A 26,795-nucleotide genomic window follows, 5' to 3' on the forward strand; every position below is an offset into this window, starting at 1 on the left:
TCTCGCAGAACGACACGGATCTCGCAGGTTCCGTGCGAGATCCTGCGAGATGCGTGTCGTTCTGCGAGATCAGCGCGCCCGGTGAAGCCCCTGCGCGACGGCCCGCATGACGAGATCCTGCACCAGGGCCCACTCCTGCATCACCTGGTGATAGCCGACCCGGATCACGTGGTAGCCCATGAGCCGCAGCTGCGCATCGTGCCGGATGTCCTCGGCCCGCTGCGCCCCGACGTGGTGACCGCCGTCGATCTGGATCACCAGCCGCTCGCCGACGAGGATGTCGACGCGATGCCCGGCGATCCAGATCTGCGCGCGGATCGGCAGCCGGAGCCACCGCAGCCGGATCCGCACGTACGTCTCGAGTCCCGCATCCGCGAACGGAGACGCCTCGTCGAGCAGCCGACGCGCACGCGGACGCAGCGGAAGGTTGCTCAGGACGTCGCGCTCCACCTGTCTTCGGTTGAGCGCCGACTCCCACGTCGCGAGCGCCTGCTCGTGCGGCTCGCACTCGGCGACGAGGGCGAGGACGTTCTCGATCGGATCGACGAGAAGCCCGGGCGGTCTCGGGATCAGGGGCTTCGCCCAGTGCACGCGGATGCCGGTCGACCGGCCGCCCGCGCTCCCCGGCGTGACGGCGACATGGATGCCGGGTCGCTCGTCATGCACCCACAAGGCCGAGCCGTCGGGCCTGCGTCAGACAGGACAGGACGACCCCGTGGCGGGCGGCGTCGACCAGCAGAGGATCCGCGTCCGGCACGGCCACCCATCCGGGACGCACCCGCAGCAGCCGGGCCTCACGCAGAGCCGACTCGGTCGCCGCCCGGCGGAAGCCGAGCTCCGCGAGGTCGCGGACGCGGACGACACCGCCACGCTCCCGCACGACGGCGTGGATGGTCTGTCGGACGGGGGGGTGCGGGGCGGCATCGCCCGAGCATCCCGCGTCGGAGGGGAGGGGAGGCCGTCCCGGCATCCGCTGTCCACGATCTGTGGAGGAGCCCCGCTGCGGACCCATTGGGGAGGAAGGAACAAGCTCGCAGAACGACACGGATCTCGCAGGTTTCGCCGAGAAACGTGCGAGATCCGTGTCGTTCTGCGAGACGGCCGAGACTCAGTTCACGCGATGGATCATCGTGTTGGCGAACTGGTACCGGTAGCCGGCCTCCTTGACGGCCCGGTCATGCCGGGGATTCTGCCCGTACGAGGAGCCGTGCAGCCACACGAACACGGGAGCCTCCTGACCGGTGACCGCCTCGAGCTGCGCCTTCGACTCCACGACCTCGCGACGGATGTCCTCGTCGGACAGCACCGTGTCGAAGCCCTCGTGGTGCGCGGTGTGCGGGAACACGACATGGCGGCGGGACACTTCGGCGACCTCGTCCCAGCTCATCGCGATGCGCCCGCCCCTGGTGTCCTCCTCGACGAGGGAGATCCAGTGCGCGCGCGCGAAGGCTTCCTGATGCTCGGGATCGCAGTCGACGAAGGACGTCGCGATCGGGAACCACCCCGTGAGCCCGAGTTCGTCGCACAGGGGCGCCGCGACCGAGATCGAATTGCGGTACCCCTCGTAGAACACCGGGATGAGGCCCGGCCGGTCCTTGTGCCAGGTCCCGGTCTCGAAGAGGCGGTCAAGGTCGTCGAGCGTCACAGGGGCGTAGTCCTTCGCGAATCCCGCCAGCTCGCGGGCGAGCTCGTCGCGTGCGGCGCGCGGGGTCGAGTGGTAGTTCACGACGCGGATGAAATGCCCGTCCGCGAGCTGCTGCCGCTGCGCCGTGAAGGAGGGAGTGGTCATGAGAGTCGTCCTTCCCCGGTCGAGACCGGATCGAGCGGAGCGGATGCCGCGTCGGCGGCGACGGATGCCGCATCGGCGGCACCGGACGGAGCATCCCGCAACGGCTCAGCGCCCGCGGCGAAATGCGTATACGCGAGCACCTGCATCGCCGTGATCACGGCCCCCTCGTCCTCGTCGCGGGCCCACGGCACGAGGGCGTCGCGGTAGCGGTCCAGCACGGCGAGGAAGTCCCGGCCCTCCGCCCTCTGGGCGGCGCTCCCCGCGACCGGGATCGGGGTGCCGCGCTCGTCGGCGAGGCCGAGCACCATGGGGATGCCCTCTCGTTCGAGGCGACGGTCGTGACAGGCACGCATGAGCCCGACGATGTCGCCGGCCTCCAGCAGTGCGGCGGCGCTGGGCTCGCCGTCGTGCGACGACGGCCCCTGCACGGTGGCGGACATGGCTGGTTCCTTTCGAGATCTCAGAGAGGTGCGGAGATGACGCCGAGCAGGTGCTCAACGTCGCCGGCGATGGCTTCTCGCGCTGCGGTCAAGGCGCGCCGCGGATCGACGCGATCGCCGAGCTCCGTGCGCATCGCGTGCGAGAAGGCCGCCGACAGCTGCGTGCCGACGTTGACCTTGCGGATGCCGGCGATCACGGCCGCGCGGATCCCGGCGTCGTCGACGCCGGACGAGCCGTGCAGCACGAGGGGCACCGGCACGGCATCCGCGAGCCGCGCGATGAGGGCGTCGTCGGGACGGGCGGTGCGTTCGGTCATGGCGTGCGAGGTGCCGACCGCCACGGCGAGCGCGTCGACACCGGTCGCCGTGACGAACGCGGCGGCCTCGACGGGGTCGGTGCGCACGCCCGGCGCATGCGCACCGTCCTTGCCGCCGATCTCACCGAGCTCCGCCTCGATCCAGAGCCCGCTCTCCTGTCCGCGCGCCGCGACCTCCGCCGTCTTGGCGACGTTCTGGTCGTACGGCAGCGTCGAGGCGTCGAACATCGCCGAGGCGAATCCGAGCCCGGCGGCCTCGAGCACGAGGTCGGCGGACTCGCAGTGATCAAGGTGCAGGAGAACCGGCACGGAGGCGCTGTCGGCAAGAGCACGGCACGCGGCGGCGAGAGGCGCGAGTCCGCCGTGGAACCGCACCGCGTTGTGGCTGATCGACAGCAGGACGGGACACTGCGCACGCTCCGCACCGAGGACGATCCCCTCGGCGTACTCGAGCGTGATGACGTTGAATGCGGCGATCGCGGGCAGGCTCGCGCCCAGCCCCACCGCCGCCAGGGTGGGCGGGATCAGCATGTCTCGACGGTCACCCCTGCCTCGCTCATGCGCTCGAGGACTCCGGCATCCGCTCCGTCGTCCACGATCAGACGGGAGATCCCGTCGGTCGGCACGAGCCGTGCGGGTCCCCGCTTCGCGAGCTTCGAATGGTCGGCCAGCACGATCAGCTCCCGCGCCGACGACGCGAGCGACCGGTCCGTCTGCGTCTCGGAGAGGTTGGTGCCCGTGACCCCCATCTCGGGGTCCACGCCGAACGCTCCGGTGAAGACCCGGTCGATGCCGAACTCGTCGAGACCCGCGATCGTGAGGTGCCCCAGCAGGCTCATCTCCGTGCGACGCAGGAGTCCGCCGAGCACGACGATGTCGATGTCCGTGAACTGCGCGAGGCGGCTCACCACGGACAGGCTGTTGGTGAGCACCGTGAGACCCGGGATGCCGGCGAGGAACGGCAGCATCGCCTCGGTCGTCGTCCCGCCGGTGATGAGCACCGTGGAGTTGGGCGTGATGTGCGCCGCGGCGGCGCGTCCGATGCGCTGCTTCTCCTCGGCGAACGCGACCTCGCGCTGCGGGCGCAGCGGCTCGACGTCGTCGTCCACCTGCGCGGCACCGCCGTGCACCCGCTCGATGAGCTTCCTGTCCTGGAGCTCATTGAGGTCGCGGCGCACCGTGGAGGTGCTCACTCCGAGCATCTTGGCCATCTCGCTCACCGACCCTGCCCCGTAGGTGCGGATGTAGTTGAGAAGCTCGCGCTGACGCTTCGGCCCGATCAGGGGCTCAGTAACCGGCTGCACGGTCCACCTCATTCAGCAAGGGCCGATCTTCGGCCAGACGTGTCAGATTCTCGACGACGAGGTCGAGTGTCTGTGCATGATACTGCGGGGCGAGGCCGGCGACGTGAGGCGTCACCAGCGCGCCCGGTTCCGTCCACCACGGCGAATCCTCGGGGAGTGGCTCCTCGTCGAAGACGTCGAGCGCCACGCCGCCGAGACGGCCGTCGCGCAGTCGTTCGCGGAGCGCGATCTCGTCGACGATGCCGCCGCGGGCGATGTTCACGACGAAGGCCCCCAGCGGGAGGAGGTCCAGCTGCGCGGGTCCGATCAGTCCTCGGGTGAGCTCCGTGAGAGGGACCACGACGACCAGGACATCGCTGCGCCGCAGCACCTTGTCGAGCCGATCGATCGGGAACAGCTCGGCGGGGTCGTCGTCGGGCGCCTGACGTCCTGTATCGAACTTTTCGGAGCCGGCGGCGCGCACGCCCGACCGGCTCACGCCCAGCACCCGCATCCCGAACGCCGTGGCGAGACGCGAGATCTCCCGACCGATGCGGCCGTACCCGACGATCCCGACCGTCGCGCCCGGGAGCGCCCGCGGGGTCAGGGTGTCGAGCCGCTCGGCGTTCGACGGCCAGGAGCGCTCCGCGCGATGCGCGACGATGCGCGGCATCCGGTGCGAGAGCTCCAGGATCGACATCAGCGCGTACTCGGCCATCGGCACGGGCGCGATGCCGCCGAGCGTCGCGATCGGCACGCCGGAGTCCCACAGGGAGGTGCCTCGGACGTGATCGACGCCCGAGGTGTCGAGCTGCACGAGGCGCACACCGGGGACGGCGTCCGCCTCGGGCAGCCACTCGCTCGTGTGCAGGAGGTCGACCTCGGCGAGGAGCTCGGCCGAGGGCGGCGCGGAGGGCGAGACGCGGTGCACCGCGACGTCGGGCATCCGCCGACGCAGCTCGTCGAACCACTCATCCGGCAACGGCAGCGAGCAGAGGTAGGTGAGACTCATTTGATACCGCTCCGGGCGAAGCCCTGCACGAAGTAGCGCTGGAAGAAGATGAACAGCAGCACCATCGGCAGCACCGAGATCAGGGCCAGCGCCATGATCGCGTTGTAGTCGGGCGAGGTCTGATTCTTGAGATAGAGGAGTCCGATCGGCAGGGTGAACAGCTCGTTGTCCTTGAGGGCGATGAGCGGCCACGCGAAGTCGTTCCAGCTTCCCATGAGAGTGAGCAGGATGAGCACGGCGATCAGCGGCTTGCACAGCGGCAGCACCACCTGCACGAAGATCCGCAGGTGGCCGGCGCCGTCGATGCGAGCGGCTTCGATGATCTCGTCCGGGATGCCGATGAAGAACTGCCGCGCGAGGAAGATGCCGAACGCGGCGGCCGCCCCGGGGAGGATCACGCCCCAGTATGTGCCGTAGATCCCGAGACCCGACACCAGCTTGAACTGGGCGACCATGATCGCCTGCACCGGGATCATCATGGTCGCGAGGGCGAGGATGAACACGGCGTTGCGCCCGCCGAAGCGCAGTCGGGCGAACGCGTAGCCGGCGAGCAGGTTGACGATCACGGTGAGCACGGTCACGAAGACGCCGATCACGACGGAGTTGCCGAGCCAGGCCACGACCGGCACCCGTTCGAACACCTTCGCGAAGTTCTCGAGCGTCAGCGTGCTCGGCCACAGGCGCAGTCCCGGCAGGAACACCTCGCCGCGCGGCGAGAACGCGACGACGATCATCCAGTACAGGGGGAACACCACGACGATCGACACGATCGCCGCGATGAGCGTGCGCCAGACGACGCCCTTCCTCCCGCTGGCGTGCCAGCGGCGGCGGCGCTGCACGCGCGCCGCGCCCTTCTCGCCCAGGATCGCGGCGTCGGCGATCTGGACGACGGTGGTGGTCTCAGCCATGGTGCGTCCTCACTCGGCCAGGTCTCGGGTACGGCTCGTCTTCCACTGGATGAAGGTGAAGACGAGGGTGATCAGGAGGATGACGATGCCGATCGCGGCTCCGTATCCCTGCTCGCGGATCTGGAACCCGTTGCGGTACGCGTAGGTCACGAGCACGGAGGTGGCGTTGCCCGGTCCGCCACCGGTCATGACGAAGATCAGATCGAACACCTGGAACGACGCGATCACGTTCATGATGAGCAGGAAGAACGTCGAGGGTCCGACGAGCGGCACGGTCACCGAGCGGAACTGCTGCCACCGCGATGCTCCGTCGATGCGCGCGGCCTCGTAGAGCTCCGGTGAGATCGACTGGAGACCGGCCAGGTAGATGATCATGTTGAATCCGAGACGCAGCCAGATCGCGACGACGATGACCGAGATCATGGCGGGTGTGCCGGCGGACTGCCAGGCGATCGTGTCGACCCCGATCGCCTGGAGGATCTTGTTGACGAGGCCGTTCGACTCGTAGAACAGGATGACCGCGATCATGCCCGACGCGACACCGGAGATGACCATCGGGAGGACGATCATCGTGCGGAACAGGCCGCGGGCGGGCAGCACGGAGTTGAGCAGCACGGCGAGGCCGAGGCCGCCGGCGAGCTCGAGCGGCACGGTGGCGACCGTGAAGACGACCGTGTTGAGCAGGCTCTGCCAGAACACCGGGTCGGACACGAGGGTGGCGTAGTTGTCGAGACCGACCCATTCCGGATCGCCGAAGCCCTTGGTCTCCTGGAGGGAGAGGATGAAGGCCCAGACGATCGGGATGAAGAGGAACAGCGACATCAGCAGGAGGTTCGGCGCCGCGAACCCCCAGCCCACCAGGGACTCGCGCAGTCGGGCCCGACGGCGGGCCGCCCGCGGCCGGGGCGACGCGGACGCGTCGCTCCGGTCGCGGGTGGTGAGGACGGTCATTACTTCGCGGCTTCCTCGATCGCGGCCGACAGCTTCGCGAGCGTGTCGGCGGTGGACTGCCCGCCGATGAAGGCGGCCTCGAGCTGGTCCTGCAGCGCCGTGTTGACCGCGGCCATGGCGGGAGAGGTGAGCTGCTTGACGTCGCTCGGCTCGATCGTCGACGCCTGGTCCACGAAGACCGGCATGACGTCGGGACGGATCTTGAACTCGACGGCGTCGCCCTCGAGGTCGGTGCGCGTGGGGAGTTCATTGGTGTTCGCGCAGAACTCGCTCATCGCATCGGCCGAGACCATGAACTTCAGGAACTCCGCGGCGAGCTCGGGGTTCTTCGTGTCCTTCGTCGCCACCAGGGCGTTTCCGCCGAGGTCGGTGGCACCGCGGGCGTCCTTCGGCATGGGGAGCGCCGTCCAGTCGAACTCCGCGAGCGAGTCGATGTCGGGTACGAGGAACGATCCTGCGAAGGCCATCGCCGCCGTGCCCTCGGTGAACAGCGAGTCGGCGTAGACGGTGCCCTTGGTCGAGCTCGTCGGCGGCACCCAGTTCTCGGTGAAGAAGCTCCTCGTGAAGTCCAGCGCCTTGGCCCCCTCGGCGGAGTCGATGGTCGCCGTGGTGCCGTCGAGGAACGAGCCGTCGGCCTGGAAGAGCCAGCTGAGCCACCGCGGGGCACCTCCGAGCTGCCAGTTGTAGACGAAGGGGTACTTGTCGGCCGGGAGGGCGGACCGCAGCTGGGCGGCCACGTCGGCGAACTCGTCCCAGGTCCACGCGTCATCCTGCGTGGTCGGCAGCGTCGACACGTCGATGCCCGCCTGGGTGAGCATGGCGGTGTTCACGAGCAGGGCCGAGACGTCGGTCTGGTGCGGCACGCCGTAGGGGGCACCGTCGAACGAGACGGCCTCCCACATCGCGGGGGTGAACTCGGCGATCTCCTCGTCGGAGAAGTAGTCGCTCAGGTCGAGCAGCTGGCCCTGACTGGAGTAGACCCCGAGGTTGCCGTAGTCGACGCGGAAGAGGTCGGGGGCGTCGCCCGAGGAGAGCTGCGCGTCGATGTTCGAGAACATCTGGTCGTAGGGGACGACGTTGAGCTTGATGTCGACGCCCTCGTGCTCGGACTCGAACTGGGCGATGAGGGCCTTGAAGCTGGCCTCCTCCGCCTCGCTGCCCCAGGTCGTGAACGTGAGGCTCTGATCCCCGCCGTCGTCCGATCCGCCGCCGAAGCCGGCACAGCCGGAGAGGACGAGTGCACTCACGGCACCGAGTCCGATGATGCCTGCGAAGCGTTTTGTTCTGGTTTCCACGCGTCGTTCTCCTTCTCGTGAGCTGGTCTCGCAGCTTTCGGGTGCTGCAGACGTCCTTGTCGTTTGCAGTATTCAACAATCAGCGCATTCCGTCAAGAACTTTCATTCCGTGCTCATTTCTGATTGAATCTGCACACATCGCCGCCACATCGGAACGGCACAGAGAACGTGAAGGGTCTTCGAGATGAACTCCAGCATGGCCGGATCCGGCACGACGACACGGGCGGAACTCACCAGCCAGCCCGAGGTCTGGCAGCAGGCCCTCTCCCTCGCCGTACAGCACGCCGCGCTCCTCCCGTCCGAGGGCGAGAAGGTACTCGTCATCGGCTGCGGCACCTCCTACTACATCGGCGACGCGTACGCGTACCTCCGCAACGACGCGGGTCTCGGGCGCACCCGGGCCGCGATCCCCAGTGAGCTGGACTGGATCGACGACGACGAGCACATCATCGTGATCTCCCGCTCCGGCACGACCGCCGACGTCGTCGAGCTGGTCGAGCGATACGGCGCAACGCACCGGATCACCGCGATCCTCGGGGATACCGACACCGCCCTCGGCCGCCTGTGCGCGGATCGCACGGTGCACCTGGGCTTCGCCGACGAGAAGTCGATCGTGCAGACGCGCTTCGCCACCACCGTTCTCACGGCTCTGCGAGCCTCGATCGGCCGGGCAGCGGACGATCTCGTCGACGATGCGCGCGCCGCGCTGGCCGCCGACCTCCCGACCGACCCCGAGCGCGTGCAGCACATCGTGTTCCTCGGGCACCGCTGGACCAACGGGCTCGCACAGGAGGCCGCCCTGAAGGTGCGCGAATCCGCCGGATTCTGGACCGAGGCGTACTCCATGTGGGAGTACCAGCACGGCCCGATCTCCTGCGCAGGCCCCGACACCCTGGTGTGGTTCCTCGGCGAGGCGCCCGACGTCGTCGCCGACGACGTGCGCTCGACCGGAGCGTCCGTGTACGTCAACGACCTCGACCCGCAGGCCAACCTGCCGCTCGTGCACCGGCTCGCCGTCGACCTCGCCGCGCTCCGCGGGCGCAACCCCGACACTCCCCCGTTCCTCAACCGCTCGGTCCTCGTCACCGACTGATGCCCGTCATCACGGTCGCGGTGCTCCCCCATTCCGCGGAGCGTGGACTGCTGCGCGCAGTCGCGGATGCCGTCGCTGCGGCGCTCGGTCTGGGATCGGGCGACGTGATCGCGATGACGATCCCGGTCCGTGCCTCCGCCACGAGCGGGACGCCCACGGACCACACCGACGATCCCTGGATGCTCGTCTCCATCCACGGATCCGATCGCGGCGAGGAGCCGATGCGCGAGGCGCGTGAGGCCGCACGCCTCGCGGCGGCAGACTGGAGCCGGACCAACGGCGGCGAACAAGGAGTGTGGTGCGAGTGGGTTCTCCCGCAGTGACGGACGGACGCCTGCTGGTGGTCGGCGAGCTCTGCGTCGATCTCATCATCGAGATCGACGACGACATCCGGTTCGGGCAGCACGAGCAGATCGTGCCCCGCACGACCCTGACGATGGGGAGCTCCTCCGCGATCACCGCGTGCGGCGCCGCGGCCCTCGGCACGCCGACGCGGCTCGTCAGCGTGCGCGGCGACGACACCTTCGGTGTGTTCCTGGAGGCGGAACTTGCCGGCCGGGGCGTCGACACCGGCTCCGTGCGCGTCGATGCGACGGTGCCGACCGGCGCCTCCACGCACCTCACCCGTCCGAGCGGAGACCGCGCGATCCTCACCTCGATGGGCTCGATCGGCACGGTGCGCGCATCGGACGTCACCGCCGAGGATCTCCGCGCCGCCTCGCACCTGCACATGGGCAGCTACTTCCTCCAGCATTCCCTGCACGCCGACGCGCCCGTGCTCTTCCGGGACGCCCGGGCCGCCGGGCTCACCACCTCGCTCGACGGCAACTTCGATCCCGCGGAGCGCTGGGACTGCGGCATCCTCGATCTGCTCCCGCACGTCGACGTCTTCTTCGGGAACGAAGAGGAGCTCACCGGGGTCACCGGCGCGATCGGTCTCGACGAGGCGGTCGTCCGCGCCCTCGACCTCATGCCGACCGGGGCGGTCGTCGTCGCGAAGCTCGGCGGCGACGGCGCGGTGGCCGCGAGCCGCTCCGACGGCGACACGTCCTTCGTGCACGCCGGGGTCCCGCCGATGACGGGAGAGCTCGTCGACACGGTCGGCGCCGGCGACACGCTCGCGGCCGGATTCCTCACGGGACTGCTGCAGGGGATGTCGATCGACGCGGCTCTGCGTCTGGCGGTGGCCTGCGGGACGGCGTCGACCAGGGGCAGCGGCGGCGTCGGAGCGCAACCCGATCGGGTGACGGCCGCCGCACTGGCGGACCGGGTGCGATCGGCATCCGTCAGCAGCATCGCGACGCGCTGACCGCACACGTCTTCTCGGAGGACCGTCCGCATCTCGGATGATCTCGACGAGATCGTCCGAGAAACGGGCATCCTTCCGAGAAAGCCGACGTCGGGCTCAGCCGCCGATCGCGTTCATCCCCCGGGCCGGCTGCAGGAACGACGGGTCGTCGATCGCGTGACCGGGCAGTTTGCCGTGCACGCACGAGCGCAGCAGGTCGGCGATCGCATCGGTGCGGACGTCGGGAGCGGATGCCGCCTCCCGCCGCAGCACGGCGGCCAGGTCGTACTCGGTGTTCGAGAACAGGCAGTTGCGGAACTGCCCGTCGGCCGTGAGACGCAGCCGGTCGCACGCTCCGCAGAACGGCGCCGTGACCGAGGCGATCACGCCGACCTCGTGGGGTCCGCCGTCGATGCGCCACTTCTCGGCGGGGGCTCCGCCGCGGCCCGGGACCGGTGAGAGACGCCACCGGGCGCCCAGGGAGTCGAGGATCTCCTCGCGCGTGACCATCGTCGCCCGATCCCACGTGTGACCGGCGTCCAGAGGCATCTGCTCGATGAAGCGCAGCTGTGCGCCGACCTCCATCGCGAACGCCACGAGGTCGGCGAGTTCGTCGTCGTTCACGCCGCGCATCGCGACGGCGTTCAGCTTGAGCGGGCGCAGCTCGGATGCTGCGGCGGCGGCGATTCCCTCGAGCACGTCGTCGAGCCGGTCGCGGCGGGTGAGGTCGGCGAACTTCTGCCGGTCGATCGTGTCGATGCTGATGTTGAGGCGCGTGAGCCCCGCGTCGATGAGCGCGGGGAGCTTGTCGGCGAGAGAGATGCCGTTGGTCGTCATGGCGACCTCGACGGGTCCGTCCGGGCCCTCGATCCGCGCGACCCGCCGCACCACGTCGACGATGTCGGGACGGAGCAGCGGCTCGCCGCCGGTGAGACGGAAGGTGCGGATGCCGAGGCCCGCAGCGACCTCGGCGACCTCGACGATCTCGTCGGTCGACAGGATGCTGGTGCGGGCGAGCCATTCGTTGCCCTGCTCGGGCATGCAGTACGTGCAGCGCAGCGAGCAGCGATCGGTGAGCGAGATCCGGAGGTCGCGGTGGACGCGACCGTGGGTGTCGACGAGGCGGTCGCCCATGGCCGCGAGCGCAGCGTCGGGAGCGGTCGTCCGCCGCCCGATCGCGACGGGTACGGCCGTCATCGCCTCTCCCCGTTCCCCGCCATGGTTCGAGACTAGCCCGGGCAGACGGGGTCGGGGTCGTTCCGGTGTGCGACCTGCGCCGCCCACCCCTTTCCGCGCGCGTTCTGCGGGACCCCGCCCGCGACCCACCCCCTTCCGCGCGAGCCACCCCCTTCTGCGGCGGCTGCACAGGGGTGGGTCGGACGGAAAGGGGTGGGTCGGCGTGGAAGACGTGGGACGCGGGCGGGGTCAGGATGCCGCGACGAACCGCACGCGGTCGGGATCGACGTGCAGGGTGAGCGAGGCGCCGGGCCGCAGACCCGCGGCATCCGTCAGCGACAGGTCGACGGCACCCAGGTCGGTGAGCACGCGCACCCCCGACACGGTCGGCTCGACGCGCGTCACGACGGCCCGCCACGAGTTCGGGGCACCGTCCTCCGCGGCCACGCGCACATCGCCTGGGCGGAAGACGGCGGCGAGCGCGACCCCGTCGGTCGCGGCGAGCGCCTGCGACCCGGGATCCGCAGCGCGCAAGCGGGCGTCGCCGCGCACCCACCCGCCGTCGCCGCTGAGGCCGTCGATCCGGTTGACCCCGGCGATCGACGCGACGAACCCGGATGCCGGAGCCGCGAGCACCTCGCGCACCGCACCCTCCTGTGTCACCTGTCCCGCCTCGAGCACGACGAGCCGGTCGGCGAGAGCGACCGCGTCGGCGGCGTCATGGGTCACCGCGACGGTGGTGGTGCCGTCGAGCTGATCGCGCAGCATCCGCCTGATGTCGCCGGCGGTCTCGGGGTCGAGGGCCACGAGGGGTTCGTCGAGCAGCACGACCCGGGGTTCCGCAGCGAGGGCCCGTGCGACGGCGACCCGCTGGGCCTCGCCGCCCGAGAGCTCCTGCGGTCGGCGGTCGCCGGCACCGGGGAGTCCGACACGGGCGAGCCAGTCATCGGCGTCGCGCCGGGCGGCATCCGCCGGGACGCCCGCCGCGCGGGGTCCGAAAGCGACATTCTCTCGCACGCTCAGGTGCGGGAAGAGGCGGGGGTTCTGTCCGAGCAGCACGATGCCGCGCCGCATCGGCTCGGTGCGCACCCGCGGCGCCGACACCCGGTCGACCACGCGCCCGTCGACGGCGATCTCACCCGCGTCGAGCGTCGCGAGTCCGGCGAGCGCCTGCAGCAGTGTCGACTTGCCCGCCCCGCTCGGGCCCATCACGGCGACGGTCTCCCCCGCGGCCACCCGCACCTCGACGTCGACGGCGAAGTGCTCCCGGGCGACGACGACGCGGGCGCGCAGTCCGGCATCCGTCGCGCTCATCGAGCGGCCCCCGGTCGCCACCCGCGCACGAGGAGCAGCACCGCGACGGCGGCGGCGAGCAGCAGCAGCGCGAGCGCGACGGCCGTGCCCTGCGAGACGCCCGCACCGTTGAACGCCGTGTAGATCGCGAGGGGCATGGTCTGCGTGACGCCCGGCCGGTTCCCGGCGAACAGCGCCGTGGCCCCGAACTCCCCGATCGCGCGGGCGAAGCACAGCACGACGCCCGCGACGATCCCCGGCGCGGCGAGGGGAAGCGTGATGCGTCGCAGGATCGTCCACCGGCTCGCGCCGAGCGCGGCGGCGGTGCGCTCGTACTCGACGCCCGAGGTGCGCACGGCACCTTCGACGGCGAGCACGAGGAACGGCAGCGCCACGAAGGTCTGCGCGAGCACGACGGCCGGGGTGCTGAACGAGAGACCGAGGCCGCCGAACCATCCGGCCCGGCCGAACAGGTAGAGCAGCGCGACCCCGCCGACCATGGGCGGCAGCACGAGGGGCACGGTGACCGCCGCCCGCAGCACGGCGGCGACACGCGGCCCCGACCGGGCGATCGTCAGCGCGAGGGGGACCCCCACGATCACGCAGATCAGGGTCGCGAGCAGCCCCGTGCCGAGGGAGAGGACGAGGGCCGACCGCGCCGCCTCCGACGTCACGTCGGCGATGAAGGTCGACCACTGCACGCGGGCGACGAGCGCGGCGAGCGGCAGGATCAGGAACGCGAGGCCGATGAGAGCCGGCACGACGATCGCACGCGGCGCGTAGCCACGCGCGGCACGGCTCACGGCGCTCCGAACCCGTGGTCCGCGAGGATCTCCTGTCCGGCGTCCGACAGCACGAAGGCGACGAACGCCTCGGCGGCGGCGCGGTTCGGAGCCCCGTCGAGCGCCGCGATCGGGTAGTGGTTCACGACGTCGTCCGCACCGTCCGGCACGATGACCTCGACGTCGTCGCGCCCGACCACGTCGGTGGCGTAGACGAGTCCGGCATCCGCTTCTCCGGCGGCGACCTTCGTCAGGACCGCTGTGACGTTCTGCTCGAGGCTCGCGGGTTCGACGGTCAGGCCGGCGTTCGACAGCAGGGTGGTGGATGCCGCGCCGCACGGCACCTCCGGAGCGCACAGCACCGTCGTGACGTCGGCGAGGTCGGCGAGGCTCTCGACTCCACCGGGGTTGCCCGCGGGCACCGCGATCACGAGCGTGTTCGAGGCGAACAGCGTCGGGTCGATCGCGAGGTCGGAGAGCTTGTCCATGTTCGCCTCGTCGGCGGAGGCGAACGCGTCGCCCGGCGCCCCCTCCTGCAACTGGGTGACGAGCGTCGACGAGCCGTCGTAGACGGGGCTGAAGGTCACGTTGGGGTTCTCGTCGGTGAAGGCGGCGCCGATCTCGTCGAACGCGGCCTTCAACGAGGCGGCGGCGTAGACCGTGAGGTCGCCGCTCACCGGGGTGCTGTCCGAGGTGGCGGACCCGTCGGGCGCGGGTTCGGTCTGGGATGACGGCGACGAGCACCCGGTGAGGGCGAGGGCGGCGAGCGCCAGCACGGCCGCGGAGCGGAGGATCGAGCGGTTCATGTCAGCCCTTCGGCACTTCGACGACGACCTGGGTCGCCTTGACGGACGCGGTGGCCAGGGAGCCGACCTCGAGGTGGAGTTCGCGGGCCGCCTCGGCGGACATGAGCGAGACGACGCGGTGCGGACCCGACTGCAGGTCGATCTGCGCCATGAGCCCGTCGATCTGCACGCGGGTGACGATGCCGACGAAGCGGTTCCGCGCGCTCGACAGCGCCCCGCCCGGGTCGGTCGCCTCGTCGGCGAGGGCGATCGCGCGCGCGGCGAGTGCATCGCCGGGGATCTCGGCGGGCACCGCATCGGTCGTCGGAAGGAGGCCCTGGTCGATCCAGCGCCGCACGGTGTCGTCGCTCACGCCCAGCAGTTGGGCGGCGCGGGCGATGCGGAAGCTCTGCATGCTCGAACTCTACCGCTCTTGCGGATGTGCAGGGTCGATTCCGCCGCAGAAGCGGAACTATCGACGCGCTCCCCGTGCGAGTGCCACGACTCCTCCCGCACCGGCGAGCAGCCACGCGGCCCCCGCGCACCACGCCGCCACCGTGCCGATGATCGCGAACTCCGGCACGCCGACCGCCTTCCCGAACGACAGCGTCGCCGTCGCGTACATCCCCACGGGGAAGACGATGCTCCACCAGCCGACCGAGAAGCGCCGCGCCGCGCGACGCCGCAGCAGATCGCGGATGCCGAGGCCGACGAGGAACGGGATGAGGAACGTGCCGAACGACCACAGCGCCATCGCCACGATCGTGACCGCCGCCTCAGTGCCGGGGAGCGCGGGCACGGACGCCGTGAGGATGCGCGACGCGGCGAGGACCGAGATCGCGGTCGAGCCCGTCAGCACCCACGCCGTCGGCGCGACGTCGCCCGCGGCATCCCTCTCGGAGAGCAGCCGGACGAGCACGGCCGCCATGAGCAGCACGTACACGACGACGCCGAGCGACCAGAGCCCGAGCGCGACGAGCGCGAGCAGGTGCTGGTCGCCCGCGGCGGCGCTCGTGACGACGGAGAGCGACTGCGTCGCGACGACGATCAGGAACCACCCACCGTCGACCGTCGGCAGGAGCGGGCGCACAGACGGGTGCGTGACGATCCACGGCAGCAGGGCGTAGACGAGAGCGAGCCAGAGCAGCGCCTCCACCATCAGGGCACCGGGGAGAACCGCGCGCAGGCCGAGGGCGGCAGCGAGTGTCGCCGTGACTCCGGTCGCGGCGACGATCGTGAAGAACCCGAACGCCCTGCCCGGATCACGGGCGTCGCGACGCAGGGCGTCCGGAGCGACGACCGCGCGGGCGATGGTCGCCGCGACGAGCACGACGAAGCCGGCCGCGGCGAGCACCAGCGCGACGACCCCGACCGCGTCCACGCCGATCGTGACGAACGCTGTGCCCACGATGCCGGTGGCCATCACGAACGAGAAGCTCGCGGGCGGCATCCGCCCGATCGCCTCGCGCAGCCTCATGACCGTGTCCGCCGGCCGATCAGATCGACTGCCGGTAGCCGAAGAACTCGTGGTCGTTGTTGTAGCCGCCGAGCCCGCCGCCCACGTCTTCGAACCGCTCGACGAACTCGATGCCCTGGATCCACTTGACCATCTTGAAACCGAGCTGCGCCTCGTTGCGCAGGCGCAGCGGGGCGCCGTGCGAGAACGGCAGCGGCTCGTCGTTCATCTCGTACGCGAGCATCGTCAGGTGGTAGCGCATCTGATCGATGTCCTGCGCGTCGTAGTACAGCCCGCCCTCCGCGCCTTCGGCGAACGAGTAGAACACGACCCACTTCGCCTCGGGTGTGGGCCGCACGAGGTCGAGCACGGCCGACATCGAGACACCGCCCCACTTCGCGACGCCCGACCAGCCCTGGATGCAGAAGTGCTGCGTGATCTGATCGTGCTTCGCCATCTCGCGCAGGTCGTCGAGGCTCAGCGAGACGGGGTTCTCGACGAGCCCGCCGATGCGCAGCCGGTAGTCGCGGAACCCGCCCTCCTGCAGACGCCGGTACTCGTCGCTGTCCGGCACCCGTCCGTTCGACCAGAAGTACGGCGAGATGTCCTTCTCGGTGTACTCGCCGGGCTTCGCGTCGACGTGCTCGAACAGGCGCTGCACGGGTCCGATGATCGCGATCCCCACGCGTCTGATCGCCCGCGGGTAGCGATACGTGACGGGCGTCGCCGCGACCCACACCACGATGAGCACCGCGGTCGTGGCGAGGAAGATCCAGAACCCGGTCCACGAGGTCCCGTCGTTTCCCGCGTACATGTGGTTGAGGTTGCGCAGCGCCCCCGTCGCGAACACGAGCGCGACGTGCACGACGACGAACATCACGTACCAGCACAGCACGAGGAAGTGCAGCGAGCGGGCGAACTGGATGCTGAACACGCGGCTGATCCGACGGAACCGGGTCGACAGCGCGGGCGACATCCCGAGCCCGGTCAGCACGGCCAGCGGGGCGGCGACGAACACGGTGACGAAGTAGGAGAGCAGCTGGAGCGCGTTGTAGTTCACCCACCCGTTCTCGGCGGGCCAGTCGAGCGACAGGTACTGGATGGCGGTGCTTAGCGCGTTCGGGATGACATCCCAGCTCGTCGGAACGATGCGCGCCCAATGCCCCGTCACGATGAGCAGCACGACGAAGACGAGGCCGTTCAGCAGCCACAGCACGTCGACGCTGAGGTGCCACCAGCGCGCGAGGCCGATCGAGTGCCGTCGCCCCGGCAGTCCGACGCCGTCGGGGAGGGTCAGCGAGTCGCCCTTCGCGGTGTAGGTCGGGTCGTCGACCGGCACCGGCCGCTGCATCCGGAACCACTCCCGGCCGGGCGTGGAATGGCGGGTCCAGTACAGGCGCGGGTGGTCGGCGAGGATGCTGAGACCCGATCTCATCATGAAGAAGAGGAAGAACACGTTCAGCCAGTGCTGCCACTGCATCCACACCGGAAACCCCTCGGGGGTGCCGTCGGGCAGCGACGAGGCCCCCGGGTAGGCGCGCAGGAAGTCCTGCACAGCCGGTGTGTCGACGATCCCGCGGGCGACCGAGATACCCGCGATCATCAGGGCGAGGCCGATCGGGATCAGCCACAGCAGGGTGAACCACTTCGTCCGGCCGACGCGGATGCGGGGCGCCACACCGTATTGCGCGGGCAGGCCGCCGGCCCAGTCGGCGCCGACGCGGTCGTGGCGTCGCGAGTCCAGCGCATCGCGGAACGCCGGCGACACCTCGCGCAACTGCTGTGCGCGCTGCTCGTGCGCGCTGCGCGCGAGAGTCGCCTGCTCGGTCGCGTCGGTCGGCTCCGTGGTCTCGGCCACGCTGTCACCCCCCGGTCGTCGCGGCCGACCATCGCGCACGATGGGCGGCTGTTGCACTGAGGATGACAGATTCCGCCGCCGAGCGCGATATACCCTCCACCGGCGCTTAGCCTGGTCCCATGCAGCCGCTCGTCGCCCCCGCGCCAGCCCTCGACCCGGCGGAGCTCGTCCGCACCGCCCGTCATGCCGTGCTCGCGGGCATCGGCGAGGAAGGGCAGCGGCGGCTCGCGGCATCCCGGGTCGTGGTGGTCGGCGCCGGCGGCGTGGGTTCCCCCGTGCTCCTCGCGCTCGCGGCCGCCGGGGTCGGCACGATCACCGTGATCGACGACGACGTCGTGGAGCTCACGAACCTGCAGCGGCAGCTCGCGCACCGCGCGCAAGACGTCGGCACCGCGAAGACGGTCTCCGCCGAGCGGGCCATCACGGCTCTGTCGCCCGGCGCGGTGGTGGTGCCGCAGACCGTGCGGCTCGACGCCGCGAACGCGACCGGCCTCTTCGAGGGCGCCGACGTGGTGGTCGACACGAGCGACTCGTTCAGCACGCGGCGCGACGTGGCCGCCGCGGCGGAGGCTCTCGGCATCCCTCTGGTGTGGGGAGCCGTGCAGGAGTGGCACGCGCAGGCGACCGTGTTCTGGTCGGCTCCGCCCGCCGGTCACGCGCCGGTCGTGCTGGCCGACCTCTTCCCGATCGGCACCGAGGGCGAACCGCCGAGCTGCGCCCAGGTCGGGGTGCTCGGGGCGCTGTGCGTGCAGGTCGGCGGGATCCTCGCCGGCGAGGTCGTGAAGCTCGTCACCGGCGCCGGCGAACCGCTGCTCGGCCGCCTCGCCGTGATCGACGCGCTCGCCGCCCGACAGCACGAGATCGCGATCCGTCCGGCGGTGACCGCATGAGCGCCCGCCGCACGGTCGAGGAACAGCTCGCGCGGGTGCTCGACGCCGTGCGGACGCTCGACGTCGAGCAGGTCGCGCTGCAGGATGCCGCCGGTCGCACCCTCGCTGCCGATGCCACCGCCGCCCACGACATCCCGCTGTTCGACAACTCCGCGATGGACGGGTTCGCCGTGCGCGCGCAGGACGTGTCCGGCGCATCGGCGGCCACACCGGTGACGCTGCGTGTGATCGCCGACCTGCCGGCCGGCGTGGCGGACGACCCCGCACTCGGCGCCGGCGAGGCCGCGCGGATCATGACCGGGTCTCCGGCGCCGACCGCCGCCGACGCGATCGTGCCCTTCGAGGACACCGCGGGCGGACTCGCCGATTCACTGGGCGAGGTGCAGGTGCTGCGCGCACCGGCACCGGGTGCGTTCGTGCGGCGCCGCGGCGCCGACCTGCGCGCGGGCGACACCGTGGTCCACGCGGGCGAGCGCCTGGGCGCCTTCCAGCTCGCCGCGGCCGTCGCGGCCGGCATCGACCGGGTCTCCGTGACACGCGCTCCGCGCGTCGCCGTCGTCTCGACCGGCAGCGAGCTGCTCGCCCCCGGCGAGACTCCCACGCGCGGGCGGATCCCGGATTCCAACGGCCCTCTGCTGCAGCAGCTCGTGGCGGATGCCGACGCCGACGTCATCCTCGTGGCGCGTGTCGCCGACGAGGCGGATGCCGTCGCCGCCGTTACCGCCGACGCCGTCTCGCGCGGGGCCGACGTCATCGTCTTCACGGGCGGCGTGAGCGCGGGGGCATACGAGCCGGTGCGCGGCGCCTTCGACGGCCGCGGAGAGGTGGAGTTCGCGAGCGTCGCCATGCAGCCGGGCAAACCGCAGGCGTTCGGCGCCCTCGGGTCGGGGACGCTCGTCTTCGGCCTCCCCGGCAACCCGGTGAGCGTGGCCGTGTCGTTCGAGGTCTTCGTGCGGCCGGCGCTGCTGGCACTGCAGGGGCGCGCCGAGATCCACCGTCCGCACGCGTCGTTCACCGCCGGCGCCGACTGGACCACACCGCCGGGACGCCGTCAGTACCTGCCCGCCGTGGTCGACCTCGCGACCCGCACCGTTCGGCCGGCGACCGCGGGCGGATCCGGCTCGCACCTCGCCGGGGGCCTCGCCCGCGCACACGCCTTCGCGATCGTGCCCGCAGAGGTCGAGCGCGTCGCCGTGGGCGACCCGATCGATGTCATGCTGGTCGGATGAGCTTCCCGCATCTCGACGCGTCAGGGCGCGCGCACATGGTCGACGTGACCGGCAAGCAGCCGACGGTCCGCACCGCCACCGCTCGCGGGTTCGTGCGCTGCAGCCCCGAGGTCGTCACCGCGCTGCGCGACGGCACCGCACCGAAGGGCGACGTGCTCGCGGTCGCCCGCATCGCCGGCATCCAGGCGGCGAAGTCGACGCCCTCGCTCCTGCCCCTCGCCCACGTGATCGGCGTGCACCGCGCGAGCGTCGAGCTCGACATCGTCGACGACGGGGTGCACGTCGAGGCGACGGTCGGGACCGCCGACCGCACCGGCGTCGAGATGGAGGCGCTGACCGCGGTGTCGGTCGCCGCCCTCGCCGTCGTCGACATGATCAAGGGGCTCGACCGCTCGGTCGTGATCGAAGACGTGCGCATCGTGGCGAAGTCGGGCGGTCGTTCCGGCGACTGGGTGCGCGAGGGAGAGACACGATGACCCGCGTGCGCTACTTCGCCGCGGCCGCCGAAGCCGCGGGGACGGATGCCGAGGAGCGGTCGGAGCAGACGCTGGACGAGCTCCGCGCCGCCGTCGTCGCCGACCATCCGGCTCTCGGCGGGATCCTGCCGCGGTGCGCCGTGCTCGTCGACGGCGTGCGCAGCGACGACGACCGCGCGCTCGGCGACGCGCTGCTCGTCGACGTGCTGCCGCCCTTCGCCGGCGGCTGAGGCGCGTCGTCTCGGTCGCTGCGCTCCGTCGCTCAGCTCCGGCCGACGTTGCCGACCCACCCCCTTACTCGCGAGCCACCCCCGTAAACACGGTGCGCAGAGGGGTGGCTCGCGCACGAAGGGGTGGCTCGCGCACAAAGGGGTGGCTCGGCGGGAAGGGGCGACGCGGGAAGAGGCGAGCCAGGCGCGACCCGACGTCAGCCGCCGATGCCCTTCCAGAGCGTCGAGCCGTCGGACTCCAGCTGGCGCTTCCACACCGGCAGGTCGCGCTTGATGTCTTCGATCACGGCACGGCACACCTCGAACGCCTCGGCGCGGTGCTCCGCGGCGACGGCGATGATCACCGCGGCATCCCCGACGCCGAGCCGGCCGATCCGATGGCTGACGGCGACGTCGACGCGCGCCGAGCCCACGGCATCCGCTCCCGCCTTCTCGGCGATCGACCGCAGCACGGCCTCGGCGTCGGGATGCGCGCTGTACTCGAGGCCGACGACGGGGGTGTCGGCATCGGGATCGTTGTCGCGCACACGGCCGATGAAGGTCGTGACGCCGCCGAGCGCCGGATGCTCGACCGCACGCAGATGCGCGTCGACATCGAGCGGCTGCTCCGAGATCGCTGCCAGCTGGACTGTGTTCATCAGTGGTCCCCTCCGTCGACCTGATCCACGATGTGCCGGGCGACGCCCAGCACGATCGGCACCCCGGATGCGACGGCACGCGTCGAGCCGGGAAGATTCACGACGAGGGCGCCTGCCGGGTCGACGACGCCGGCGAGTCCGCGCGACAGCACCGACAGCGGGGTGTCGGCGAGCCCGCTGCGGCGGAGCTCCTCGGAGACGCCGGGCAGCTCCCTGGTGATGACCTGCCGCGTCCCCTCGGGGGTCAGGTCGCGCGGTGCGACACCGGTGCCGCCCGTGGTCACGATGAGCCGCACGCCCCGTGCGACGGCGCGACGCAGCGCGTCGGCGACCGACTCCGCTCCGTCGGCGATGATCTCGGCATCCGGGCAGTGCCACCCGGCATCCCGCAGCAGGCCGACGGCGATCGGACCGCCGCGGTCCTCGCGCTCCCCTGCGAACGACCGATCAGACACGGTGATCACACACGCGGGGAGCGACGTCATGGCTCCACCCTAGGGGCAGGCCATCGGCCACGCACGGATCAGGCGACCCGGATCAGCGACCGCTGCCAGCCTGTCGACCCGTCGGGGGCGATGGGCGCGCGGTCCTCGATCTGCAGGTCGCCGTTCTTGTTGACGGCGCGCACGGCCACGTAGTGGGTTCCGGGGGTCGCGTCCCACTCGAGGAACCACTGCACCCAGGTGTTCTCGTTCACGGGCGCCGAGAGGGTCGCAGGGGTCCAGTCCCCGTTGTCGATGCTGACCTCGACGCGCTCGATGCCCACCGTCTGAGCCCAGGCGACACCGGCGATCGCGATCCTGCCCGCGTCGACCGCCGCGCCGAGTTTGGGGGTGTCGATGCGCGACGAGAACTTGATCGGTGCCTCCGCGCTGTATCCGCGAGGGGTCCAGTAGGCCTCGTCCTTCTCGAACGTCGTGACCTTGAGCTCGGTGACCCACTTCGTCGCCGACACGTAGCCGTAGAGGCCGGGCACGACCATCCGCACGGGGAAGCCGTGCTCGGGCGGCAGCGGCTCGCCGTTCATGGCCACCGCGAAGATCGCGTCGAGGTTGTCGTCGGTCAGGGCCGACAGCGGCGTGCTGGCCGTGTAGCCGTCGACGCTCTTCGAGAGCACCATGTCGGCATCCCCCTTCACGCCCGCCTTCTTCAGCACGTCGCGCACCGGCACGCCGAGCCACTTGGCGTTTCCGACGAGCTCGCCGCCGACCTCGTTCGACACGCAGGTCAGGGTGATGACGTACTCGTCGAGGCCCATGTCGAGCAGGTCCTGGAAGCTGATCTCGACCCGCTCGTCGACCATGCCGTCGATCACGAGCCGCCAGGTGTCGGGGTCGACCGTGGGCACGGTCAGGGCCGTGTCGACGCGGTAGAAGTCCTTGTTCGGGGTGAACAGGGGGCTGATGCCCTTGATGTCGAGCTCAGCGCCGTCCGGGATCGTGACGGTCGAGTTCGGCTTCGGCAGCTTGAGGTTGTCGCGGATTGCCTCGACCGAGGTCACCGCCATGCTCACGGCGCGCGAGGCGACGCCGACGAGGACGGCGGATGCTCCGGCGATGCCGGCGAGCAGGAAGAACTGGCGACGGCCCATCGCCTTCGGCGCCTCTTCGCCGTCGGCGGGAACGGCCGCGGCCTTCCAGGTGCGCAGGCGCCGCGACAGCATCACGAGGATGACCGCGCCGGCGGCGGCTCCGAGCAGCGGGGGCAGGAAGCCGAGGGGGCTGACTCCGGCGCGCGTCACGACCGCGGCGGTAGAAAGCGCACCGGCGATCACGATGACGACCACGCCGAGCGGCGGACGCACGTACTCGAGGATGCCGCCGACCGCCGATGCGATCACGACGGCCAGACCGAGGCCCGCGAGCAGGGCGATCTTGTCGTATTCGCCGAAGGTCGCGATCGCGAACTCCTTGAACGGCTGCGGCACGATGTCGATGACGAACCCGCCGACCGCGAGCACGGGGCTCGCCGACCGCGCGAGGATCAGGGCGAACAGCTCGGCGACCGCGAGGAACACCGCCCCGCTGACGAGTCCTGCCAGGGCGGCCCAGACGAAGAACCGCTTGCCTCCCTGCGTGCTGCGCTGCGCCATGATGCACTCCTCCACCGTGTGTCTCACTCTGTTCGGAGCGGACGCAGGATCGGATGCCGCGGCAACTTCTGCGGCCACGGCGAAGTTCTGCGGCCGCGAGCCGCGCTATTGGCCGCACAAGCGCGCCGAGGCCGCAGAAGTTGCACGGCCGGGCCGCCGACCCGCGGGGTCAGACCTGCACGACGTGCGGGGGCGGAGGCGGAGGAAGCTCCCGCTGAGGGACGCCGTGCGCCTCGCGGTGCAGACGCTCCATGCGGCTGTCGAGCTCGGCGGCGGCCTCTGCGGCATCCGTCAGACTGTCGACGAGGTGCGACGGCACCCGGTTCGAGAACTTGTAGTAGATCTTGTGCTCGAGGCTGGCCCAGAAGTCCATGGCGATGGTGCGGAACTGCACCTCGACGGGCACCGACAGAGCGCCGGTCGAGAGGAAGACGGGCACCTCGATGATCGCGTGCAGGCTCTTGTAGCCGTTGTCCTTCGGCTGGGCGATGTAGTCCTTCACCGTGCGCACCGTGACGTCGTCCTGCGCGGTGAGCAGGTCGAAGAGACGGTAGACGTCGGCGACGAAGCTGCAGGTGACGCGCACTCCGGCGATGTCGGTGATCTCGGCGCGGATGCGCTCGAAGTCGGGTTCCTCGATGCCCTTGCGGGCGATCTTCTCGACGATGCTGTCCGGCGTCTTCAGGCGGCTCTTGACGTGCTCGATCGGGTTGTACGAGTGGTGGTGCGTGAACTCGTCGCGGAGGATGCCGATCTTCGTCTCGACCTCCCGCATCCCGAACTCGTACTCCCGCAGGAAACGCTGGAACTCGTCACGGAGCTCCCGAGTCTGCTGTATCGCGTCATCGGTGACCTGGAGGGACGTCATGGCTCCGACGTTACGCGTCCGTGATCGGAAAGGGCTGTGGATCTTCCATGGCGCGTGTCGCACCCCGCTTGACCCGGTCTCGGCACCCGTCTAGAACGGAGCACATGACGAGCGCAGGCGAGAAGTGGACAGAGGCGTACATCGAGGCGTGGCGGTCGAACGACCCGGAGCAGATCGGCGCGCTGTTCACCGACGACGCGCGCTATCTGACCAGTCCCGACGCGGAGCCGCGCGTGGGACGTGACGCGATCGTCGCCGGATGGCTCGACGATCTCGACAACCCCGGATCATGGTCGTTCGACTGGTGGATCGTCCGCGAGGATGCCGGATTCGTGGCCGTCGAGGGCCGCACGAAGTACCCCGCGGAGCGCGACTACCTCAACCTCTGGATCGTGCGACTGGATGCCGAGGGCAGGGCGACCGAGTTCACCGAGTGGTACATGCCCCGTCCGCACCAGGACTGACACCGTGACGGGCGTGAGGATTCCGTTAGGGAGGCACGACGCGCCGTAGGGATTCCGTGAGGATGACGTGAGGGAAGCGTCAGCGGGCGTAAAGTCGCCGGACGTGTCAGATGAATCACGCGAGAACACGGATGCTCCTCCGCTCGCCAAGCGCATCCTCATCGGCGAACCGCTGACGAGCCAGCAGGTCGACGATCAGCTGCTGCCCAAGAAGATGGCGCTGCCGATCTTCGCGTCGGATGCGCTGAGCTCCGTGGCCTACGCGCCGCAGGAGCTCGTGATGATCCTGCTCATCGGCGGTCTGACGTTCCTCTCCTTCACGCCGCTGGTCGCCACGGCGGTCGTCGTGCTGCTCATCGTGGTGGTGCTGAGCTACCGCCAGCTCATCAAGGCCTACCCGTCGGGGGGTGGCGACTACGAGGTCGCGTCGAAGAACCTCGGCGAGATCCCCGGCGTGATCGTGGCATCCGCTCTGCTCGTCGACTACATCCTCACGGTCGCGGTGTCGGTCGCGTCGGGTGTCGACAACATCATCTCCGCCGTGCCGGGACTCGACCCGTTCCGCGTCGAGCTCGCGGTCGGCTTCGTGATCCTCATCATCATCGTGAACCTGCGCGGGGTCCGCGAGGCGTCGCTCGTGTTCGCGATCCCGACTTACGTGTTCATCGGGTCGGTCGGCTTCATGATCGTGACGGGTCTCATCCGCACGTTCCTCGGCGATGCGCCCGTGGCGTCGAGCGCCGAGTTCGCCGTGCACTCCGAAGACCTCGGCCAGGCGGCCGTGATCCTCCTGATCCTGCGCGCCTTCTCGAGCGGATGCTCCGCCCTCACCGGCGTCGAGGCCGTATCGAACGGCGTGCCCGCGTTCCGCACCCCGAAGATCCGCAACGCCCAGACCACCCTCGTGCTCATGGGGTCGATCGCGGCATGCCTGTTCGCCGGACTCACGGCGCTCGCACTGATCGCCGGCGTGCACTACGCCGAGAACCCCTGCGACCTGGTCGGCTTCGACTGCTCGAACCCGCAGCCGAGCCTCATGGCGCAGATCGCCTCCGCGACGTTCGGCGGCGGCAGCATCCTGTTCTTCATCATCCAGGCGGCGACCGCGTGCGTACTGCTGCTCGCCGCCAACACGGCGTTCAACGGGTTCCCGCTGCTCGGGTCGGTGCTCGCGCGCGACGGCTACGCGCCGAAGTCGCTGAACACCCGCGGCGACCGGCTCGTGTTCTCGAACGGCATGATCGTGCTCGGCATCGCCGCGATCGCCGTGCTCGTCGTGTTCCAGGCGCGGCTGACGACCCTCATCCAGCTCTACATCATCGGCGTCTTCGTGTCGTTCTCGCTCGGACAGATCGGCATGGTCAGACATTGGCGACGCGTCCTGCGCGGGCCGGCGGAGGACGCCAAGGATGCCGGGATCGACGGCGCCTCGGCATCCGATCGCCGCTCGGCGAAGGTCGGGCTCGTGATCAACACGGCCGGCGCGATCCTCACGGTGCTCGTGCTGGTGATCGTGACGATCACGAAGTTCACGCACGGCGCGTACCTCGTGTTCTTCGCGATCCCGATCCTGGCGTTCCTGATGATGGGTGTGAAGCGGTACTACCGCGACGTCGAGCACGAGATCGCGATCGACGACACGACGAAGTTCGGCGCGACGGGCGACCTCGCCATCGTGCTCGTCAACCGTCTGCAGAAGCCCGTCGCGAAGGCCGTCGACTACGCGGTGGCCGCCAAGCACGACAAGACGATCGGACTGCACGTCGCCGTGGCATCCGATGACGTGGCCGAGCTGCAGCGCGAATGGCGCGACCACCTCGTGCCGATCCCGCTCGTGATCGTCGAGTCGCCCTACCGCGCCTTCGCGCAGCCGGTGGCGCAGTTCATCAAGCAGTACCGGGCGAAGCACGGCGCGTCGGTCGTGACCGTGTACCTGCCGCAGTACATCGTGGGGCACTGGTGGGAGACGTTCCTGCACAACCGTCGCGCCCGCCGCATGGCCAATCAGCTCATGCTCGTGCACGGCGTGACGATCACGCTCGTGCCGTGGCTGCTCGACTCGTCGGAGCTCATCTACGGACGCCGGTCGCGTCCGCTGCCCGGCCAGGAGCGCGCCGGCCGCCCCGTGGTCGTGAGCGGTCGCCGGGCGCACCGGCCGGAGGGTCCGCCCGAGGCGTGAGCC

Annotated in this window: 30 protein-coding genes; 9 read left to right on the forward strand and 21 right to left on the reverse strand. The window is 70.4% G+C overall.

Translation table 11 applies throughout. The annotated features are described in order from the left end of the window. Positions 1–69 precede the first annotated feature (69 nt). The 10 genes from MRBLWO14_RS07235 to MRBLWO14_RS07280 form a co-directional block, all read right to left on the reverse strand. Positions 70–666: a DUF559 domain-containing protein gene (locus MRBLWO14_RS07235; protein ID WP_341935779.1), complete on the reverse strand. Its 597-nt coding sequence runs from the start codon at positions 664–666 to the stop codon at positions 70–72. After that, positions 659–970 carry a hypothetical protein gene (locus MRBLWO14_RS07240; protein WP_341935780.1) on the reverse strand — a complete coding sequence of 104 codons (312 nt, stop codon included), beginning with the start codon at positions 968–970 and terminating at the stop codon, positions 659–661. The genes MRBLWO14_RS07235 and MRBLWO14_RS07240 overlap by 8 nt, the downstream gene beginning before the upstream one ends. A gap of 138 nt (positions 971–1,108) precedes the next feature. Then, positions 1,109–1,789, reverse strand: coding sequence for a polysaccharide deacetylase family protein (locus MRBLWO14_RS07245; RefSeq protein WP_341935781.1), 681 nt, complete (start codon positions 1,787–1,789; stop codon positions 1,109–1,111). Further along, positions 1,786–2,229: a hypothetical protein gene (locus tag MRBLWO14_RS07250; RefSeq protein ID WP_341935782.1), complete on the reverse strand. Its 444-nt coding sequence runs from the start codon at positions 2,227–2,229 to the stop codon at positions 1,786–1,788. The genes MRBLWO14_RS07245 and MRBLWO14_RS07250 overlap by 4 nt, the downstream gene beginning before the upstream one ends. Before the next feature lie 20 nt (positions 2,230–2,249). Next, on the reverse strand, positions 2,250–3,077 hold the full coding sequence (locus tag MRBLWO14_RS07255; protein ID WP_341935783.1) for a class II fructose-bisphosphate aldolase: 828 nt from the start codon (positions 3,075–3,077) through the stop codon (positions 2,250–2,252). Continuing rightward, positions 3,071–3,850 carry a DeoR/GlpR family DNA-binding transcription regulator gene (locus MRBLWO14_RS07260; protein WP_341935784.1) on the reverse strand — a complete coding sequence of 260 codons (780 nt, stop codon included), beginning with the start codon at positions 3,848–3,850 and terminating at the stop codon, positions 3,071–3,073. Before MRBLWO14_RS07260 ends, MRBLWO14_RS07255 begins: the two co-directional genes overlap by 7 nt. Then, the gene (locus MRBLWO14_RS07265) at positions 3,834–4,841 is read right to left on the reverse strand and encodes a D-2-hydroxyacid dehydrogenase (protein ID WP_341935785.1); all 1,008 of its coding nucleotides are present in this window, start codon (positions 4,839–4,841) and stop codon (positions 3,834–3,836) included. Before MRBLWO14_RS07265 ends, MRBLWO14_RS07260 begins: the two co-directional genes overlap by 17 nt. Further along, a complete protein-coding gene (locus tag MRBLWO14_RS07270; RefSeq protein ID WP_341935786.1) occupies positions 4,838–5,749 on the reverse strand; it encodes a carbohydrate ABC transporter permease in 912 nt (303 codons plus the stop codon). The genes MRBLWO14_RS07265 and MRBLWO14_RS07270 overlap by 4 nt, the downstream gene beginning before the upstream one ends. 9 nt (positions 5,750–5,758) lie before the next feature. Continuing rightward, a complete protein-coding gene (locus tag MRBLWO14_RS07275; protein WP_341935787.1) occupies positions 5,759–6,700 on the reverse strand; it encodes a sugar ABC transporter permease in 942 nt (313 codons plus the stop codon). Continuing rightward, positions 6,700–7,995 (reverse strand): sugar ABC transporter substrate-binding protein, encoded by a 1,296-nt coding sequence (locus MRBLWO14_RS07280; RefSeq protein ID WP_341935788.1) that lies wholly within the window; start codon positions 7,993–7,995, stop codon positions 6,700–6,702. The genes MRBLWO14_RS07275 and MRBLWO14_RS07280 overlap by 1 nt, the downstream gene beginning before the upstream one ends. 184 nt (positions 7,996–8,179) lie before the next feature. Here MRBLWO14_RS07280 and MRBLWO14_RS07285 point away from each other — a divergent pair, with 184 nt between their 5' ends. Genes MRBLWO14_RS07285 through MRBLWO14_RS07295 form a run of 3 tightly spaced genes read left to right on the forward strand, consistent with a single transcriptional unit; the run spans position 8,180 to position 10,397 of the window. Beyond that, entirely contained in the window at positions 8,180–9,088 is a 909-nt protein-coding gene (locus MRBLWO14_RS07285) for a sugar isomerase (protein ID WP_341935789.1), read from the forward strand. Next, entirely contained in the window at positions 9,088–9,411 is a 324-nt protein-coding gene (locus MRBLWO14_RS07290; protein ID WP_341935790.1) for a hypothetical protein, read from the forward strand. The genes MRBLWO14_RS07285 and MRBLWO14_RS07290 overlap by 1 nt, the downstream gene beginning before the upstream one ends. After that, positions 9,393–10,397: a carbohydrate kinase family protein gene (locus tag MRBLWO14_RS07295; protein ID WP_341935791.1), complete on the forward strand. Its 1,005-nt coding sequence runs from the start codon at positions 9,393–9,395 to the stop codon at positions 10,395–10,397. The genes MRBLWO14_RS07290 and MRBLWO14_RS07295 overlap by 19 nt, the downstream gene beginning before the upstream one ends. A gap of 96 nt (positions 10,398–10,493) precedes the next feature. On the opposite strand, the gene moaA is transcribed toward MRBLWO14_RS07295, so the two are convergent. From moaA to MRBLWO14_RS07330, 7 genes are all read right to left on the reverse strand, one after another. Continuing rightward, the gene (moaA, locus tag MRBLWO14_RS07300; protein ID WP_341935792.1) at positions 10,494–11,573 is read right to left on the reverse strand and encodes a GTP 3',8-cyclase MoaA; all 1,080 of its coding nucleotides are present in this window, start codon (positions 11,571–11,573) and stop codon (positions 10,494–10,496) included. A 228-nt stretch (positions 11,574–11,801) separates the two neighbouring features. Then, positions 11,802–12,866: an ABC transporter ATP-binding protein gene (locus MRBLWO14_RS07305; protein ID WP_341935793.1), complete on the reverse strand. Its 1,065-nt coding sequence runs from the start codon at positions 12,864–12,866 to the stop codon at positions 11,802–11,804. Beyond that, on the reverse strand, positions 12,863–13,648 hold the full coding sequence (gene modB / locus MRBLWO14_RS07310; protein ID WP_341935794.1) for a molybdate ABC transporter permease subunit: 786 nt from the start codon (positions 13,646–13,648) through the stop codon (positions 12,863–12,865). The genes MRBLWO14_RS07305 and modB overlap by 4 nt, the downstream gene beginning before the upstream one ends. Further along, complete coding sequence (gene modA / locus MRBLWO14_RS07315) at positions 13,645–14,433, reverse strand: molybdate ABC transporter substrate-binding protein (RefSeq protein WP_341935795.1); 789 nt, start codon at positions 14,431–14,433, stop codon at positions 13,645–13,647. Before modA ends, modB begins: the two co-directional genes overlap by 4 nt. 1 nt (position 14,434) lies before the next feature. Then, positions 14,435–14,827, reverse strand: coding sequence for a TOBE domain-containing protein (locus MRBLWO14_RS07320; protein WP_341935796.1), 393 nt, complete (start codon positions 14,825–14,827; stop codon positions 14,435–14,437). Between the two features lie 57 nt (positions 14,828–14,884). After that, positions 14,885–15,889 (reverse strand): tellurite resistance/C4-dicarboxylate transporter family protein, encoded by a 1,005-nt coding sequence (locus MRBLWO14_RS07325; protein WP_341935797.1) that lies wholly within the window; start codon positions 15,887–15,889, stop codon positions 14,885–14,887. A gap of 19 nt (positions 15,890–15,908) precedes the next feature. Continuing rightward, positions 15,909–17,726, reverse strand: coding sequence for a molybdopterin-dependent oxidoreductase (locus tag MRBLWO14_RS07330; RefSeq protein ID WP_341935798.1), 1,818 nt, complete (start codon positions 17,724–17,726; stop codon positions 15,909–15,911). Between the two features lie 119 nt (positions 17,727–17,845). Here MRBLWO14_RS07330 and MRBLWO14_RS07335 point away from each other — a divergent pair, with 119 nt between their 5' ends. From MRBLWO14_RS07335 to MRBLWO14_RS07350, 4 genes are read left to right on the forward strand one after another with little or no spacing between them, the layout of a single operon-like run. Continuing rightward, positions 17,846–18,616, forward strand: coding sequence for a HesA/MoeB/ThiF family protein (locus tag MRBLWO14_RS07335; RefSeq protein ID WP_341935799.1), 771 nt, complete (start codon positions 17,846–17,848; stop codon positions 18,614–18,616). Then, complete coding sequence (gene glp / locus MRBLWO14_RS07340; RefSeq protein WP_341935800.1) at positions 18,613–19,845, forward strand: gephyrin-like molybdotransferase Glp; 1,233 nt, start codon at positions 18,613–18,615, stop codon at positions 19,843–19,845. Before MRBLWO14_RS07335 ends, glp begins: the two co-directional genes overlap by 4 nt. Next, positions 19,842–20,321 carry a cyclic pyranopterin monophosphate synthase MoaC gene (moaC, locus tag MRBLWO14_RS07345; RefSeq protein ID WP_341935801.1) on the forward strand — a complete coding sequence of 160 codons (480 nt, stop codon included), beginning with the start codon at positions 19,842–19,844 and terminating at the stop codon, positions 20,319–20,321. The genes glp and moaC overlap by 4 nt, the downstream gene beginning before the upstream one ends. Next, complete coding sequence (locus tag MRBLWO14_RS07350) at positions 20,318–20,551, forward strand: MoaD/ThiS family protein (RefSeq protein WP_341935802.1); 234 nt, start codon at positions 20,318–20,320, stop codon at positions 20,549–20,551. The genes moaC and MRBLWO14_RS07350 overlap by 4 nt, the downstream gene beginning before the upstream one ends. Before the next feature lie 197 nt (positions 20,552–20,748). Here MRBLWO14_RS07350 and MRBLWO14_RS07355 read toward each other — a convergent pair whose 3' ends face one another. From MRBLWO14_RS07355 to MRBLWO14_RS07370, 4 genes are all read right to left on the reverse strand, one after another. Then, positions 20,749–21,189: a molybdenum cofactor biosynthesis protein MoaE gene (locus tag MRBLWO14_RS07355; protein ID WP_341935803.1), complete on the reverse strand. Its 441-nt coding sequence runs from the start codon at positions 21,187–21,189 to the stop codon at positions 20,749–20,751. Continuing rightward, a complete protein-coding gene (locus tag MRBLWO14_RS07360; protein WP_341935804.1) occupies positions 21,189–21,674 on the reverse strand; it encodes a MogA/MoaB family molybdenum cofactor biosynthesis protein in 486 nt (161 codons plus the stop codon). Before MRBLWO14_RS07360 ends, MRBLWO14_RS07355 begins: the two co-directional genes overlap by 1 nt. A 38-nt stretch (positions 21,675–21,712) precedes the next feature. Continuing rightward, positions 21,713–23,281: a molybdopterin-dependent oxidoreductase gene (locus MRBLWO14_RS07365; protein WP_341935805.1), complete on the reverse strand. Its 1,569-nt coding sequence runs from the start codon at positions 23,279–23,281 to the stop codon at positions 21,713–21,715. 169 nt (positions 23,282–23,450) lie between these two features. After that, entirely contained in the window at positions 23,451–24,149 is a 699-nt protein-coding gene (locus tag MRBLWO14_RS07370) for a GTP pyrophosphokinase family protein (protein ID WP_341935806.1), read from the reverse strand. 104 nt (positions 24,150–24,253) lie between these two features. On the opposite strand from MRBLWO14_RS07370, the gene MRBLWO14_RS07375 reads away from it, so the two are divergent. Both MRBLWO14_RS07375 and MRBLWO14_RS07380 read left to right on the forward strand, forming a co-directional pair. Beyond that, positions 24,254–24,613, forward strand: coding sequence for a nuclear transport factor 2 family protein (locus tag MRBLWO14_RS07375; RefSeq protein WP_341935807.1), 360 nt, complete (start codon positions 24,254–24,256; stop codon positions 24,611–24,613). A gap of 214 nt (positions 24,614–24,827) precedes the next feature. Next, complete coding sequence (locus MRBLWO14_RS07380; RefSeq protein ID WP_341936177.1) at positions 24,828–26,792, forward strand: APC family permease; 1,965 nt, start codon at positions 24,828–24,830, stop codon at positions 26,790–26,792. The last annotated feature ends 3 nt before the right edge of the window (positions 26,793–26,795 follow it).

Origin of the sequence: Microbacterium sp. LWO14-1.2, assembly GCF_038397715.1 — a bacterium.
Classification (GTDB): domain Bacteria; phylum Actinomycetota; class Actinomycetes; order Actinomycetales; family Microbacteriaceae; genus Microbacterium.

What these genes read in the sequence shown, in the direction of transcription:
- moaA (WP_341935792.1), bottom strand. Translation starts at nt 11,573, where the DNA reads ATGACGGCCGTACCCGTCGCGATCGGGCGGCGGACGACCGCTCCCGAC.
- MRBLWO14_RS07325 (WP_341935797.1), bottom strand. Translation starts at nt 15,889, where the DNA reads ATGAGGCTGCGCGAGGCGATCGGGCGGATGCCGCCCGCGAGCTTCTCG.
- MRBLWO14_RS07355 (WP_341935803.1), bottom strand. Translation starts at nt 21,189, where the DNA reads ATGAACACAGTCCAGCTGGCAGCGATCTCGGAGCAGCCGCTCGATGTC.
- MRBLWO14_RS07375 (WP_341935807.1), top strand. Translation starts at nt 24,254, where the DNA reads ATGACGAGCGCAGGCGAGAAGTGGACAGAGGCGTACATCGAGGCGTGG.
- MRBLWO14_RS07350 (WP_341935802.1), top strand. Translation starts at nt 20,318, where the DNA reads ATGACCCGCGTGCGCTACTTCGCCGCGGCCGCCGAAGCCGCGGGGACG.
- MRBLWO14_RS07320 (WP_341935796.1), bottom strand. Translation starts at nt 14,827, where the DNA reads ATGCAGAGCTTCCGCATCGCCCGCGCCGCCCAACTGCTGGGCGTGAGC.
- MRBLWO14_RS07275 (WP_341935787.1), bottom strand. Translation starts at nt 6,700, where the DNA reads ATGACCGTCCTCACCACCCGCGACCGGAGCGACGCGTCCGCGTCGCCC.
- MRBLWO14_RS07360 (WP_341935804.1), bottom strand. Translation starts at nt 21,674, where the DNA reads ATGACGTCGCTCCCCGCGTGTGTGATCACCGTGTCTGATCGGTCGTTC.
- MRBLWO14_RS07305 (WP_341935793.1), bottom strand. Translation starts at nt 12,866, where the DNA reads ATGAGCGCGACGGATGCCGGACTGCGCGCCCGCGTCGTCGTCGCCCGG.
- MRBLWO14_RS07365 (WP_341935805.1), bottom strand. Translation starts at nt 23,281, where the DNA reads ATGGCGCAGCGCAGCACGCAGGGAGGCAAGCGGTTCTTCGTCTGGGCC.
- MRBLWO14_RS07270 (WP_341935786.1), bottom strand. Translation starts at nt 5,749, where the DNA reads ATGGCTGAGACCACCACCGTCGTCCAGATCGCCGACGCCGCGATCCTG.
- modA (WP_341935795.1), bottom strand. Translation starts at nt 14,433, where the DNA reads ATGAACCGCTCGATCCTCCGCTCCGCGGCCGTGCTGGCGCTCGCCGCC.
- MRBLWO14_RS07370 (WP_341935806.1), bottom strand. Translation starts at nt 24,149, where the DNA reads ATGACGTCCCTCCAGGTCACCGATGACGCGATACAGCAGACTCGGGAG.
- glp (WP_341935800.1), top strand. Translation starts at nt 18,613, where the DNA reads ATGAGCGCCCGCCGCACGGTCGAGGAACAGCTCGCGCGGGTGCTCGAC.
- MRBLWO14_RS07265 (WP_341935785.1), bottom strand. Translation starts at nt 4,841, where the DNA reads ATGAGTCTCACCTACCTCTGCTCGCTGCCGTTGCCGGATGAGTGGTTC.
- MRBLWO14_RS07245 (WP_341935781.1), bottom strand. Translation starts at nt 1,789, where the DNA reads ATGACCACTCCCTCCTTCACGGCGCAGCGGCAGCAGCTCGCGGACGGG.
- MRBLWO14_RS07285 (WP_341935789.1), top strand. Translation starts at nt 8,180, where the DNA reads ATGAACTCCAGCATGGCCGGATCCGGCACGACGACACGGGCGGAACTC.
- MRBLWO14_RS07380 (WP_341936177.1), top strand. Translation starts at nt 24,828, where the DNA reads ATGGCGCTGCCGATCTTCGCGTCGGATGCGCTGAGCTCCGTGGCCTAC.
- MRBLWO14_RS07335 (WP_341935799.1), top strand. Translation starts at nt 17,846, where the DNA reads ATGCAGCCGCTCGTCGCCCCCGCGCCAGCCCTCGACCCGGCGGAGCTC.
- MRBLWO14_RS07250 (WP_341935782.1), bottom strand. Translation starts at nt 2,229, where the DNA reads ATGTCCGCCACCGTGCAGGGGCCGTCGTCGCACGACGGCGAGCCCAGC.
- MRBLWO14_RS07290 (WP_341935790.1), top strand. Translation starts at nt 9,088, where the DNA reads ATGCCCGTCATCACGGTCGCGGTGCTCCCCCATTCCGCGGAGCGTGGA.
- MRBLWO14_RS07240 (WP_341935780.1), bottom strand. Translation starts at nt 970, where the DNA reads ATGCCGGGACGGCCTCCCCTCCCCTCCGACGCGGGATGCTCGGGCGAT.
- moaC (WP_341935801.1), top strand. Translation starts at nt 19,842, where the DNA reads ATGAGCTTCCCGCATCTCGACGCGTCAGGGCGCGCGCACATGGTCGAC.
- MRBLWO14_RS07255 (WP_341935783.1), bottom strand. Translation starts at nt 3,077, where the DNA reads ATGCTGATCCCGCCCACCCTGGCGGCGGTGGGGCTGGGCGCGAGCCTG.